Source organism: Streptomyces sp. HM190 (assembly GCF_009857135.1).
GTDB lineage: Bacteria > Actinomycetota > Actinomycetes > Streptomycetales > Streptomycetaceae > Streptomyces > Streptomyces heilongjiangensis.
Genome location: NZ_CP047318.1, coordinates 1,478,738 through 1,492,240, shown reverse-complemented (window position 1 = coordinate 1,492,240; position 13,503 = coordinate 1,478,738). Strand labels below are relative to the sequence as shown.

At 72.7% G+C, this 13,503-nt stretch carries 9 protein-coding genes and 1 tRNA gene; 6 read left to right on the top strand and 4 right to left on the bottom strand.

Annotated features, from left to right (window positions below; all coding sequences use genetic code 11):
* Positions 1–72: 72 nt before the first annotated feature.
* Positions 73–2,562, bottom strand: a complete 2,490-nt coding sequence (locus GSY65_RS05960; RefSeq protein ID WP_159766317.1) for an SCO7613 C-terminal domain-containing membrane protein — start codon at positions 2,560–2,562, stop codon at positions 73–75.
* A gap of 117 nt (positions 2,563–2,679) precedes the next feature.
* Between GSY65_RS05960 and GSY65_RS05955 the strand changes: the two genes are divergently transcribed.
* A complete protein-coding gene (locus tag GSY65_RS05955; RefSeq protein WP_159766316.1) occupies positions 2,680–3,138 on the top strand; it encodes an SRPBCC family protein in 459 nt (152 codons plus the stop codon).
* Positions 3,139–3,177: 39 nt separating this feature from the next.
* Positions 3,178–3,249: transfer RNA gene (locus tag GSY65_RS05950), tRNA-Val, on the top strand.
* 86 nt (positions 3,250–3,335) lie between these two features.
* On the opposite strand, the gene GSY65_RS05945 is transcribed toward GSY65_RS05950, so the two are convergent.
* A complete protein-coding gene (locus tag GSY65_RS05945) occupies positions 3,336–4,061 on the bottom strand; it encodes a 3'-5' exonuclease (RefSeq protein ID WP_159766315.1) in 726 nt (241 codons plus the stop codon).
* 168 nt (positions 4,062–4,229) lie between these two features.
* Between GSY65_RS05945 and GSY65_RS05940 the strand changes: the two genes are divergently transcribed.
* The 4 genes from GSY65_RS05940 to GSY65_RS05925 all read left to right on the top strand — a co-directional run bounded on the left by GSY65_RS05940 (position 4,230) and on the right by GSY65_RS05925 (position 8,886).
* Positions 4,230–4,796: a DUF4365 domain-containing protein gene (locus GSY65_RS05940; protein ID WP_159766314.1), complete on the top strand. Its 567-nt coding sequence runs from the start codon at positions 4,230–4,232 to the stop codon at positions 4,794–4,796.
* Positions 4,793–6,019, top strand: a complete 1,227-nt coding sequence (locus GSY65_RS05935; protein ID WP_159766313.1) for a hypothetical protein — start codon at positions 4,793–4,795, stop codon at positions 6,017–6,019. Before GSY65_RS05940 ends, GSY65_RS05935 begins: the two co-directional genes overlap by 4 nt.
* Before the next feature lie 184 nt (positions 6,020–6,203).
* Positions 6,204–8,180, top strand: a complete 1,977-nt coding sequence (thrS, locus tag GSY65_RS05930; RefSeq protein WP_159766312.1) for a threonine--tRNA ligase — start codon at positions 6,204–6,206, stop codon at positions 8,178–8,180.
* A 145-nt stretch (positions 8,181–8,325) separates the two neighbouring features.
* Entirely contained in the window at positions 8,326–8,886 is a 561-nt protein-coding gene (locus GSY65_RS05925) for an HIT family protein (protein ID WP_159766311.1), read from the top strand.
* Positions 8,887–9,138: 252 nt separating this feature from the next.
* Here the strand turns inward: GSY65_RS05925 and GSY65_RS05920 are convergent, their stop codons facing one another.
* Positions 9,139–10,809: a hypothetical protein gene (locus GSY65_RS05920; protein ID WP_159766310.1), complete on the bottom strand. Its 1,671-nt coding sequence runs from the start codon at positions 10,807–10,809 to the stop codon at positions 9,139–9,141.
* Positions 10,810–11,085: 276 nt separating this feature from the next.
* The gene (locus GSY65_RS05915) at positions 11,086–13,284 is read right to left on the bottom strand and encodes an elongation factor G-like protein EF-G2 (protein WP_159766309.1); all 2,199 of its coding nucleotides are present in this window, start codon (positions 13,282–13,284) and stop codon (positions 11,086–11,088) included.
* Positions 13,285–13,503 lie beyond the last annotated feature (219 nt).

The following is a 13,503-nucleotide window of genomic DNA, read 5'->3' as shown; positions in this document are numbered from 1 at the left end:
AGCTGCGGGTCCGCTCTGGCCGGGCGCGCAGTTCCCCGCGCCCCTGAGGAGGGCGCGGGGACTTGGGGACCGTCAGGTCATCTTCCCGAAGACGTCCCGCACCCGGCGCGCGTCGCGCAGGCGCTGCTCGTAGGTGGCGCCCGCCGCCAGCAGGACCAGGCCGGCCAGGGCCGGAGGCGCCCAGCGGGGGAGGGCGTCGACCACCTGGGCGATGTACGGAGCCAGTTCGTGCAGGGTCACCAGCGTGAGGGTGGCACCACCCAGCAGGAGCGGGGCCTGGAGACGGTGGCGGGCCCCGACGAGGGTGACGGCCAGCGCCGCCGTGCCGAGCAGCAGCGGGCGCAGCCAGTGCGCGTCGCCCCAGGCCGCCGCGAGGCTCGGCAGGAAGGTGGCCGCGAGGCCCGGACCGTACGCCGTCCAGGACGAGGCCGCCGGGTCACGGCGTCGCCGCAGGAGGCCGACGGCCAGCGCCAGGACGGTCACCGGGAGCGTGTACGCCTCCGGGGACCCGACCTCCCAGGCGGCCAGCCGCACCCAGCTCGCCAGCACCAGGAGCGCTGCCGCCGCGTAGCCGACGTTCCGCCGGTCCGGGCGGACGGCGGTGCCCGCCGCGACGACCCCGCAGAGCGCGAGGGTCAGGGCCAGCATCGGCGCGTCGGTGACGGAGAGGGCGATGGCCGCCAGACCCGCCGCGGCTCCGGTCACCTCGACCGGAACGGTCGCGGGGGAGGCGCCGAGCCGCGCCGCGACCAGGGCGGCCACGGCCGGTACCACCAGGACCAGCAGGGCGGTGTGCGCCGTCTCCCAGTCGGCGGACGCGCCGACCGCGCAGGTCAGGGCGGTGCCGTGGACGAGCGCGGCGGGCGCGGTGAGCGGGCCGAGGTCGGTGCGCCAGGCAGCCAGGGCGAACAGGGCCGCGGCACCGGCGAGCACGGTGAGCGTCGCGGCTTCGGCCGCGAGCGCCGCCAGCGCCAGGTGCACCGAGGTGACGAGGGCCAGCAGGACGGCGGTGAGGGACAGCGGAACCCGCAGACCCGGGCCGGACGCGGGCCGCACCCGCGCTGCCACCACCAGCAGGGCCACCACCACGGCTCCCTGGGCCGACAGCCCGGCCGGGTAGGGGATCTCCAGCACCGCCGGGACCACCAGGGCCGTCGCCCAGCCCAGGACGAGTGCGCCGACCAGGGCGGGGGTCCGCCACGCGGCCGTCCGCCCGGCCAGGGCCGACGCCCCGGCGACCACGGTCAGGACGAGGGGGACCGTCGCGGTGAGCGGCGGCCAGGGCGCGCCCACCGTCACGGCGGCACGGGCGTCGGCCGGCGTACCGGACCAGAGGTGCTCGACCCAGCCGACCGGGCCCAGCAGGGTGACGGCGACCGCCGGGAGCGCGGTGACCACGGCGACGGCCTGGACCACCACGGAGGACAGGACGAGACCACGCCGTACCGCGTCGGGCAGGCCGGTCCGGACGACCGCCAACAGGGCGACGCCGCACAGCAGGTAGCCGGGCACCGTCCACACGTCCGGCAGCACGGCGCGCAGGACCCCGCCGAGCGCCGCGACCGCGAGCAGGCCGCCGGTCAGCGCCGTACCGAGAGCCGGGCCCGGCCGCGGGGACAGCCGGGCGACGGCCAGCGCGGTCGCGGCGGCCAGGGCGAGGAGCGCCGCCGCACGGGCGGCGGAGCCCGGGCCCGTGGCGGCCCACGAGAGCCAGCCTGCCGCCAGAACACCCCAGGCACCCCAGCCGAACGCGCCCACCAGGGCGACGACCCGGACCGGCGTCACCCGCGCCCGGAGCGCGACCGCGCTGTCGGCCGCGGCCGTCACCAGCACCACGGCCGTGACCGTCTCCACGCCCGCGCCCAGCGCCGACACCCACAGCAGCAGCGGAAGTTGCGCGGCGACCAGGGCGAAGGGCAAGGGCAGACGCAGGGCGACACGCGCACGCCCCGCCCCGGCGTCCGCGGAAGGGCTGCCCTCGGCATCACCCGCGGACGCACGGTCCCGCGAGTCGCCGACGGCCTGCGGGGCCGTTCTGCCCACGGCCAGGCCGTACGCCGCCCAGGTCGCCGCCAGCACCGCCGACGCGGCCGCCGCGAACCCCGTACCGTCGGTTCCCGGGAGGGCGACCTCGTGCAGGGCGTACGCGTCGAGCACGGTCAGGGCCATGCCGAGGCCGGCCACCGCCTCCGCGGTGGAGCGCAGCCCTCGGCGCAGGAGCGCCACGGGTGTGGCGAGGGCGGTGAGGGTGACGCCGCCGAGGACCAGCGAACGGCCGGCGATCCCCAGGTGTCCCCAGCTGACCAGCGTGAACGCGAGCGCCGCGACGGTCAGCAGGACACCACCGAGGATCAGCAGCACGTTCTGGACACCGGGCGCCGTCGCCTCGGGATCCCGGGCCGTCGGACGCGCGGACGGGTGGGACTGCCCGGCGGCCTGGGCGTACAGCGCGTTGACCAGCCAGGCGCGGCGGTTCAACAGAACGGCGCGGCGGGCGTCGAGCTGCCGCAGCTCGGTGTCGAGGAGGCGCAACTCCTCGGCCGGGGACGGAAAATGCGTCATGTTCCGCAGTGTGGTCGACGTCGCGCCACGACAGCATGAGCGCACGTACTCAGGGCGGTACTCAGATCCAGCCACCGCGTCTCCGGTACGGCGCCCGCCGACGGGCACAATCCCGGCATGGACTGGTGCCACTACCGCTTCCGCAGCCGCTGGGCCCTGCCCACTCCGACCGCCGCCGTGTTCGACGCGCTCCAGCGGGCCGAGGACTATCCGCGCTGGTGGCCCCAGGTACGGGAAGTCGTCCCGGCCGACGGCACCAGCGGCACGCTCCGCATCCGCTCGGTCCTGCCGTACGACCTCGTCCTCACCGCACGCGCGGTACGACGGGATCCGGCCACCGGGATCCTGGAGATCGAGATGAGCGGGGACCTCGACGGCTGGGCCCGCTGGACGCTCACCGCCGACAAGACCGGCACCCTCGCCCGCTACGACCAGGAGGTCGACGTCACCAAGCCCCTCATGAGACGGCTCGCGGTGCCCTGCCGACCCCTGTTCCGCGCCAACCACGCGCTGATGATGCGGGCGGGACGCCGAGGGCTCGCCGCGTACCTCGCGGCCGACGGCCGAGCGGTTTGAACCAGAGCCGTCGGGACCTGTATTGTTCAGTGCGTTCCCGGGCGATTAGCTCAGTGGGAGAGCGCTTCGTTCACACCGAAGAGGTCACTGGTTCGAACCCAGTATCGCCCACCCGGAAGAGAACCGGTCCGACAGAGTCGGGCCGGTTCTTCGCTGTGCCGCGACGCCCGCGCGTCCTCCGCCGCTGCTTCTGCCGCTCACGCCGCCGCGGCCAGCCCCGGACGCAGGGGCCACGCCGGATCCACCGCCTCCTCCGAGCCGCTGCGCGCGAACCACGCCTGCAGACCGCGTGCCTGCGCCGCGTGCCACACCGCCTGCAACGTGTGCAGCTCGGCGGGGGAGAGGCGGGCCAGCCGGGTGGCGAAACGGCGCCCCACGGCCCGTACGACGTCCATCGCCGCCTGCGCGTCGGCCGCCGCGTCGTGCGCGCCGTCCAGTACGACCTCGTAGTGCGCGCACAGATCGGTCAGCGTGCGGCGGCCCTTGCGGTAGCGGTCCAGGTGCTTGTCGAGGACGCGGGGGTCGAGCACCCGCAGCGGCGTCGTCTCGAACCACTGGTCGAGCGACGAGGCGCGGTGCCGCCTCAACTCCCGGTCCAGCAGCGTCAGATCGAACGGCGCGTTCATCACCACCAGCGGCCGGCCGCGTGACGCCTGCTCGGCCAGCACCCTGGCTATCTCCTCCATCACCGGTGACGGCCAGCGCCCCTCGCGCTGCAACCGCTCGTCCGTCAGCCCGTGCACCGCCGTCGCCCCGGGCGGCACCGGCACCCCCGGATTCACCAGCCACCGGGTCACCCGCGGGCGGGTGCCGGGCGCGTCCTGGACGACGACGGCGGCCGACACGATCCGGTCGGTCTCGACGTCCACACCCGTGGTCTCCGTGTCGAACGCCGCCAAGGGCCCCTCGTACCAACACGTCATGCGTACTCAACTCCTCGTTCGCCCGGTGCGGCTGACGCCCCGTCTTCTGCCCGTTTGGTGATACCCGGGCTGTTTGCGCCGTACGCCGGAAGGAGACAACAGAAGTACGGGTCTGCGCAGTTCAGGGGCTCGGCACGGGGAAGGACCTGTAGGGGAAGGCTGTTGGTCATGGCCATAGCGCAGCCCGAGCGGGGCGGGCTGCTGCCCGAGCACGCGGAGCCACACCGCGGCTCCCTCGCCACCACCGCCTGCATGGAGACACTGCAGGTGGGTTATCTGCACGCGGTGGCCGCCGCGGCCGGCTGCTCCCTGTCCCAGCCCTTCCCGGACAACGGGATCGACTGGCACGTCAGCCATGGCTCACCCGGTCACACGGTCGACGACGAGGTCACCATCAAGGTGCAGCTCAAGGCCACCTACCAGGTCGCCCCCCACCCCTCCGGGCGCACCTTCTCCTTCACGCTCGACAACGACCACCTCGCGAAGCTCGCCCGCACGCCCGTGACGGTGCACAAGATCCTCGTCGTGATGATCGTCCCGAGGTCGCGGGAGCAGTGGCTGCGGGCCGGCCACGACCGCCTCGACCTGCGTCACTGCTGCTACTGGATCAACCTCGCCGGGCACCCGATCACCGGCCGGCACCGCACGACCGTGCGCATACCGACCTCGCGCATCTTCGACGACCGAGCGCTCTGCGAGATCATGTCGCGGGTCGGAACGGGAGGCAGACCGTGACCCACGGGCCCAACGACCAGCCCCTACGCCCGGTACGGCCCCGTCCCGTCGACCCCGCCCGGATCCAGCCGCCCGACCCCGCCCGCGTCGACCCCGCCGTGCTCGGCGCCCTGCTGCTCCGGCACGGCTGGCAGCGGCGCGGCGGAGCCGCCGGACGCTACGGCCGCTGGACCCCACCCGGCCCCGGCGGCAGGGGCACGAGCCTGCTCGTCCCGGAGAACCGGGCCTTCCCCGACAGCGACGACCTGCTCGGCGAGGCGCTGACGGCCCTCTACCGCAGCGGGTCCCCGGCCGCACGCGACGTGCTGGTCGGCCTCGCTGTCCCCAGCGACGAGATCCGCTGGTGGCGGGACGTGCCGACCGGACCCGTGGGCACCGCCTCCTGGGTCGTCGAGGACCAACTCCGTTCCGCCGCACGCCAGATGCTCCTCGCGGCGGCCCTCGCCACCCGCGCGCGGGCCGGCTACCACGGCGCCCGCCACCGCCTGCCCGCCGCCGCCCTCCTCGACGGCGTCCTGGTCGGCGCCGCGCCCGGCGGCCGCAGCCTCACCGCCTTCGTGCCCGTCACCCCCGCGCGCCCCCTCGCCGTACGCCTCCAGCAGGCCCTGTACGCCACCCGCGAGGCCGTCGACTACCAGCGCGCCACCGGCCGCATGGACGCCTTCGACGGCGCCGTGCAGGCCGGGGTGAGCCATGAGCTGACCGAGGCCCTCGTCGCCCTCGTGCACGGCACCGAGGGGGCCCGTGTCGCCGTCCAGTGGGCGCCCGCCGCCGGGGTCCCCGAGGGCGGGACGACTCCGCCCGAACCCGTCGAGTTCTCCCCCGGCGACCTGCCCGTGCTGCGCGAGGCCGGGGCCCGCTACCTCCGCGCGGAACCCTCCGTACCGGTCCGCCTCACCGGCGTCGTCGTCCGGATGCGCCGGTCCGCGGCGCGCGGCGAGGGCACCGTACGGCTGCGCGTCCTCGCCGGGGCCGAGGTCCCGCACGTCCGCATGACCCTGGGCGAGGACGCGTACCGGATCGCGGGCCACGCCCATCTCGTCGGGCTCCCCGTACGGGTCCGCGGACGGCTGGAGAGCAGGGGCGGCTTCCGGCGGCTCACCGACGCGGGCGGCGTCGCACCCGTGCAGGTCGACGAGGCGGAGCGGGACCGCCTGATGAAGTCGCTCCAGGAGACGGCGGAGATCACGGCCTTCTTCGAGGAGGCGTGCGGAGGGGAGTGACGGCCCCCACAGACGGGCGGGTCCCCTCGGGGCGAACGGCGGCCACGCACGGGCCCCCGCGCCCCCGCCCGTCCGCGGGGACCGGCGGGGGCATAACCGTTTCGCAGAGGGCACCCCCGGCTCGGTACGATTCCTGTCTGCGTACGCGGACGCGTACGCGACCACCATCAGGCAGGAGAGACCGGTGTCAGACGTCCGTGTGATCATCCAACGCGATTCCGAGCGGGAAGAGCGCGTGGTGACGACGGGCACTACGGCCGCCGACCTCTTCGCCGGCGAGCGCGCCATCGTCGCGGCCCGCGTGGCCGGAGAACTCAAGGACCTCGCGTACGAGGTACGCGACGGCGAGACCGTCGAGGGCGTCGACATCGCCTCCGAGGACGGCCTGAACATCCTGCGCCACTCCACCGCGCACGTCATGGCCCAGGCCGTCCAGGAGCTGTTCCCGGAGGCCAAGCTGGGCATCGGGCCGCCGGTCCGGGACGGGTTCTACTACGACTTCGACGTCGAGAAGCCGTTCACGCCCGAGGATCTCAAGGCCATCGAGAAGAAGATGCAGGAGATCCAGAAGCGCGGCCAGCGCTTCTCCCGCCGCGTCGTCACCGACGAGGCCGCCCGCGAGGAGCTCGCGGACGAGCCGTACAAGCTGGAACTGATCGGTCTGAAGGGCTCGGCGTCCTCCGACGACGGCGCGGACGTCGAGGTCGGCTCCGGCGAGCTGACGATCTACGACAACCTCGACGCGAAGACCGGTGACCTGTGCTGGAAGGACCTCTGCCGCGGTCCGCACCTGCCCACCACCCGGAACATCCCGGCGTTCAAGCTGATGCGCAACGCCGCCGCGTACTGGCGCGGCAGCGAGAAGAACCCCATGCTCCAGCGCATCTACGGCACCGCCTGGCCCTCCAAGGAGGAGCTGAAGGCGCACCTCGACTTCCTCGCCGAGGCCGAGAAGCGCGACCACCGCAAGCTGGGCAACGAACTCGACCTCTTCTCCATCCCGGACGAGATCGGCTCGGGCCTCGCCGTCTTCCACCCCAAGGGCGGCATCGTCCGCCGGGTCATGGAGGACTACTCACGGCGCCGCCACGAGGAGGAGGGCTACGAGTTCGTCTACACCCCGCACGCCACGAAGGGGAAGCTCTTCGAGGTCTCGGGCCACCTGGACTGGTACGCCGACGGCATGTACCCGCCCATGCAGCTCGACGAGGGCGTGGACTACTACCTGAAACCCATGAACTGCCCGATGCACAACCTGATCTTCGACGCGCGCGGCCGCTCCTACCGTGAACTGCCGCTGCGCCTCTTCGAGTTCGGGACCGTGTACCGGTACGAGAAGTCCGGCGTCGTGCACGGGCTGACCCGGGCCCGCGGCTTCACCCAGGACGACGCGCACATCTACTGCACCCGCGAACAGATGGCGGAGGAGCTCGACAAGACGCTCACCTTCGTCCTGAACCTCCTGCGGGACTACGGCCTCACCGACTTCTACCTGGAACTGTCCACCAAGGACCCGGAGAAGTTCGTCGGCTCCGACGAGGCGTGGGAGGAGGCCACCGAGACACTGCGCCAGGTGGCCGAGAAGCAGGGCCTCCCGCTGGTGCCGGACCCGGGCGGCGCCGCCTTCTACGGGCCGAAGATCTCCGTGCAGGCCCGTGACGCCATCGGCCGCACCTGGCAGATGTCGACGGTGCAGCTCGACTTCAACCTGCCCGAGCGCTTCGACCTGGAGTACACCGGCCCGGACGGCTCCAAGCAGCGGCCCGTCATGATCCACCGCGCGCTGTTCGGTTCCATCGAGCGCTTCTTCGCGGTGCTCCTGGAGCACTACGCGGGCGCGTTCCCGGCGTGGCTGGCGCCCGTCCAGGCGGTCGGTATCCCGATCGGCGACGCGCACGTCGAGTATCTGCAGAGCTTCGCCGCGGAGGCGAAGAAGAAGGGGCTGCGCGTCGAGGTCGACTCGTCCTCGGACCGCATGCAGAAGAAGATCAGGAACGCGCAGAAGCAGAAGGTGCCGTTCATGATCATCGTGGGTGACGACGACATGAACGCGGGCACGGTGTCCTTCCGCTACCGGGACGGCTCCCAGGAGAACGGCATCCCGCGCGACGAGGCACTGGCGAAGCTCGCCGACGTGGTGGAGCGCCGCGTCCAGGTGTGACCCGCTCTCACGTGTGAGCACGTGGGACGGAGGCCCCCGGGGTTCGAACCCCGGGGGCCTCCGCTCGTTCTCTCTGCCCCCGCCCTGCGAACGTCGGCCCTCCCGCCCCGGCACCCGGCGACACGCCGCGAGGGGTCGAAGCCATATGCTGCACTGCATGACGAGTGAGCCGGAACAGCAGATCGGAGTGGGAACGCAGGACGCGTTCCAGCGCCTGTGGACGCCCCACCGGATGGCCTACATCCAGGGCGAGAACAAGCCGACCGGCCCGGGGGCCGGCGACGGCTGCCCGTTCTGCTCCATCCCGGCCAAGTCGGACGAGGACGGCCTGATCATCCGGCGCGGGGAGCACGTGTACGCGGTGCTCAACCTCTACCCGTACAACGGCGGCCACCTCATGGTCGTGCCGTACCGGCATGTCGCCGACTACACGGACCTCACCGTCCCGGAGACCGCCGAGCTGGCCGAACTCACCAAGCAGTCCATGACCGCCCTGCGCACCGCCTCCGGCGCGCACGGCTTCAACATCGGAATGAACCAGGGCACGGTCGCCGGCGCGGGCATCGCGGCCCACCTCCACCAGCACATCGTGCCCCGCTGGGGCGGCGACACGAACTTCATGCCGGTGGTGGGCCACACGAAGGTGCTGCCGCAGCTGCTGGCCGACACGAGGAAGATGCTCGCGGAGGCGTGGCCCAGCGTGTGAGGTAGAGCCGCCCGCCCGCCTGCTGGGAGAGGGCGCGTGCGTGTCTGCGGGTGCGCGGCGGTCGCTCGCGCAGTTCCCCGCGCCCCTGAAGGGAACGGGCCTACGGCCCGCCCTTCATCCTGAAAAGCACGGGGCGCAGCCCCGGCCGTTTCAGGGGCGCGGCGAACTGCGCGATCAGCTCCCACCCACCCGCACCCGCCGACGGATCCGCACCCCCGAGCTACTGGGCGCCCGGTCAAGCCGGCGCAGCGCTCACGCGTCGTAGACGTCCGCCTTACGCGGCGTAGGATCCTGCACCGCCCCGCTGAGGAACGACGAGCGGGATCCGAACTTCTCCGTGTCCACGCCGTTGTCCGCCAGCACCTTGATCGCGGCGTTGTGGACCACCCTCAGCACAGGCGTCGCGGCGCGCAGCGCGTCGTCGGCCATGAAGCGGTGACGCCACGGCTGGTCCGCCCAGGCGTGCCGCAGACCGAACGGCTCCGGCAGGCCGATGGAGCCGCCGAGCCAGTTGAGCAGCGGCGGGTACCAGGTCAGCGGGGCGCGCGCCGCGAGGCGAACGACCTCGTCGGCGTCCACGAGGGGGAGCTTCACCTTGCGGGTCTCCCAGAACCTGACCGACTTCTGGACTTCCTTCTCCTTCGCCGCCGGCCCGGTCGTGAACAGGCCGTGCACCGGGCCGAGGGCGTGCCCGGTCACCTCGATGCGGAGCGTCTGGTGCAGGACGGTGACCGTCACCAGCATGGTGATGATCAACTGGCCGTCCCAGAGCGTCCACTGGACACCCAGGTAGTGCCGGTTGCCGCTGCCGAAGTGCTGCTTGTTGCAGATCTCCTGTATGGCGTGCGTCTTGTACTGGTACGCCTCCACGTCGGTGCTGTCGGGCCGCGCCACGGCGCCGGCGCCCTCACCGATGGGGCTGACGATCCAGTGCTTGATGGAAGGGGCCGTGAAACCACCCGTGTTGAGCGGGGTGCGCTCCAGCATCCGGAGCTGGTCGTGGATGGCCCGTATGACGTCCCAGCTGCGGAACGGGTGGATCTCCTTGCCGGCCTCGGCGGGCACCAGGTCCTCGGCGAGCTGCCAGCTGCCCCACCGGGTGCCCATGCCGAGGATGCCCTTGGGGCCGGCGTAGAAGACGAGGTTGGAACGCTGCTCGGCGCTGAGCCGGGCCAGCTCCTTGCGCAGTTGCTCGGCCTTGGTCTCGCCGGGGCTGCCGGGCACGGCCTCGGGGACCTTGGCGCCGATGCCGCCGCCGGCCAGCAGACCGGACCAGCGGTCCCGCAGGTCCTGCGCGGTGCGCTCGCAGATCTGCTTGGCCCAGAACCAGCCGACGACCGGCAGCACCACGCAGGCGCGGGCGTACCAGGCCCAGAACCCGTCGAACGGCATCCGGAGCAGGAAGATCACGGCGAGGGCGCCCACGGCGACCAGCAGGGTGGTGCCGAGGGCACCGGCCCGCTTGTCCTCACGCTTGGAGATCGTCGTGCGGATCTGGAAGACCAGCAGCCACAGCAGCAGGCCGGGCAGGAAGAGCAGGCCGCACAGGACCATCACGGCCGACAGCCAGTTGTCGCGCTCCCGGCGGATGTTGGTCGCCGCGAGGCAGTGCTCGACGACGACCTGGGGCTCCATGCCGAAGGACTGGATCAGTGGGCTGCGGCCCGCGCCGACCATCCTGTCCCGCACCGCGAGGGAGAACGCCTCCCCGAGGTTGGGCCGGAAGATGGTCGCCCACTTGCGGCCCGGTTTCACCGAGGACTTGTGCCACTCGTTGTTCGCCTTGAGGATCTCGTCGACCTCGTTGTCCCGGTAGGCCGCGGACGCCAGGGCGTACGTCGCCGCCGTCTGTCCCGCGGTGCCCGTCAGCGGCACCTGTGCCCCGGGAGTGAAATCGAATTCGTCCGCCACCGCCGCCCCCATCGCCGCACACTCGCTCCTGCGGCTCTTCCCGACTTCCGTGCTCCGCACACCTGTTGATCAGGTCATCGCCCGATCCGGAGCTGATCAAGCCACACTTGTCGATCAGGTGATCAGCGTATCCGCAGCCACGGACATCGCGCGGCGCCAAGAACGGACATTCACCGAACCCGTCGGCCGAATCCTCCCCAGCGGCCGGCCCGGGCCCCGACACCCGCCGGTGGACGGCCGCAGCCGCCCACCGGTGTGCCGGCAGTCCCTCCCGCCGATCCCGAACCGTCAGTTCTCCTTCGCCCGTTCGCGAAGCCGCTCGGCCACCTGGGGCGGCATCGGCTCGTGCCGGCTGTAGCGGCGACCGAAACGCGCCGTGCCGTGGGACAGCGAGCGCAGATCGACGGCGTACCGGTCGATCTCGATCTCGGGCACCTCGGCGCGCACCAGGGTGCGCCCGCCGCCCGCCTGCTCCGTGCCGACGACCCGGCCGCGCCGTCCCGACAGGTCGCTCATGACCGGTCCCACGTACTCGTCGCCGACCAGCACCGACACCTCCGCCACCGGCTCCAGCAGATGGATCTTCGCGTCGGCGGCCGCCTCGCGCAGCGCCAGCGCGCCCGCCGTCTGGAACGCGGCGTCGGAGGAGTCCACCGAGTGCGCCTTGCCGTCCCGCAGCGTGACCCGCACGTCGATGAGCGGGTAACCGGCCGCGACGCCCTTGGCGGCCTGCGCCCGCACCCCCTTCTCGACGGACGGGATGAACTGCCGGGGCACCGCACCGCCGACGACCTTGTCCACGAACTCGATGCCCGAACCGCCGGGCAGCGGCTCCACGTCGATCTCGCAGATCGCGTACTGCCCGTGCCCGCCGGACTGCTTCACGTGCCGGCCCCGCCCGGCCGACCTGCCCGCGAACGTCTCCCGCAGGGCGACCTTGTGCGGCACGACGTCGACCTGGACGCCGTACCGGCTGCGCAACCGCTCCAGGGCGACGTCGGCGTGCGCCTCGCCCAGGCACCAGAGCACCACCTGGTGGGTGTCCGGGTTCTGTTCGAGCCGCATCGTCGGGTCCTCGGCGACCAGCCGGGAAAGGCCCTGGGAGAGCTTGTCCTCGTCGGCCTTGCTGTGCGCCTGGATGGCGAGCGGCAGCAACGGGTCGGGCATCTCCCACGGCTCCATGAGCAGCGGGTCGTCCTTCGACGACAGGGTGTCGCCGGTCTCCGCGCGGCTCAGCTTCGCCACGCACGCCAGGTCGCCCGCGATGCAGTGCGTGAGGCTCCGCTGCTGTTTGCCGAAGGGCGCGGACAGGGCGCCGACGCGCTCGTCGACGTCGTGGTCCTCGTGCCCGCGGTCGGCGAGCCCGTGCCCCGAGACGTGCACCGTCTCGTCGGGGTGCAGCGTTCCGGAGAAGACCCGCACCAGGGAGATGCGGCCCACATAGGGGTCGCTGGCCGTCTTCACGACCTCGGCGACCAGGGGGCCGGCCGGATCGCAGGCCGCCCCGATCTCCCGGGGCGCGCCGTCCGGCGTCGTGACCGACGGGGCCTCGCGCTCCAGCGGTGTGGGGAAGCCGCCGGTGATCAGTTCCAGCAGCTCGACGGTGCCGATGCCCTGCCGGGCGCCCTCGGTGGCGGGGGCCGCGGCCAGCACGGGGTGGAAGACACCGCGGGCGACGGCCCGTTCCAGGTCCTCGACGAGCGTCTTGAGGTCGATCTCCTCGCCGCCGAGGTAGCGGTCCATGAGAGTCTCGTCCTCGCTCTCCGAGATGATCCCCTCGATCAGCCGGTTGCGGGCCTCCTCGATGTCCGGCAGCTGCTCGGGGCCCGGCTCGGCCTCCTTGCGCTCCCCGGACGCGTAGTCGAACAGCTTCTGCGACAGCAGGCCGATCAGCCCGGTCACGGGCGCGTGCCCGTCCGGACCCTGCGGGCCGTGCAGGGGCAGGTAGAGCGGCAGGACGGCGTCGGGGTCGTCGCCGCCGAACGTCTCCGCGCAGATCCGCGTCGTCTCCTCGAAGTCCGCCCGCGCGGCCTCCAGATGCGTGATCACGATCGCCCGCGGCATGCCGACCGCCGCGCACTCCTCCCACACCATGCGGGTCGAGCCGTCGACGCCGTCGGAGGCCGAGACGACGAAGAGGGCCGCGTCCGCCGCCCGCAGACCGGCCCTGAGTTCCCCGACGAAGTCGGCGTATCCGGGGGTGTCCAGAAGGTTGATCTTGTACCCGCCCCATTCCACGGGTACCAGGGAGAGCTGCACCGAGCGCTGCTGCCGGTGCTCGATCTCGTCGTAGTCCGAGACGGTGCCGCCGTCCTCCACACGGCCTGCCCGGTTCACGGCCCCCGCGGTCAGCGCGAGAGCCTCCACCAGAGTCGTCTTGCCCGATCCGGAGTGGCCGACCAGCACCACATTCCGTACGGACGCGGGGTGGTCGGCCGCCGTAGCCCTGCCGGCGGCCCCGGGGTGTGCGTTCGCCTTGTCGCCCATGGTCCTGCCTCCCGTGCACGGTGAGGTCACTGTGGGCGCGGACACGCGAGGGCCGCGTGCGGTGGCGGCTCCGGCGACGCCCGCGGTCCTTCGAGCTTTCCACTCCCGTCACGGTGCGTCCATACGAGCGACGTGATCCCTCCTCCCGCGCAGGCGGGGCGCGGTCCCGGCCGGCCGCGCCCCCGCCGTGCCACCGGTGCGTTCAGGACAGGACACGGC

Bases quoted from the DNA above. Each gene is read 5' to 3' on its own strand.
- GSY65_RS05960 (WP_159766317.1), bottom strand. From the start codon at position 2,562: ATGACGCATTTTCCGTCCCCGGCCGAGGAGTTGCGCCTCCTCGACACC.
- GSY65_RS05925 (WP_159766311.1), top strand. From the start codon at position 8,326: ATGCTGCACTGCATGACGAGTGAGCCGGAACAGCAGATCGGAGTGGGA.
- GSY65_RS05945 (WP_159766315.1), bottom strand. From the start codon at position 4,061: ATGACGTGTTGGTACGAGGGGCCCTTGGCGGCGTTCGACACGGAGACC.
- GSY65_RS05920 (WP_159766310.1), bottom strand. From the start codon at position 10,809: ATGGGGGCGGCGGTGGCGGACGAATTCGATTTCACTCCCGGGGCACAG.
- GSY65_RS05955 (WP_159766316.1), top strand. From the start codon at position 2,680: ATGGACTGGTGCCACTACCGCTTCCGCAGCCGCTGGGCCCTGCCCACT.
- GSY65_RS05940 (WP_159766314.1), top strand. From the start codon at position 4,230: ATGGCCATAGCGCAGCCCGAGCGGGGCGGGCTGCTGCCCGAGCACGCG.
- GSY65_RS05915 (WP_159766309.1), bottom strand. From the start codon at position 13,284: ATGGGCGACAAGGCGAACGCACACCCCGGGGCCGCCGGCAGGGCTACG.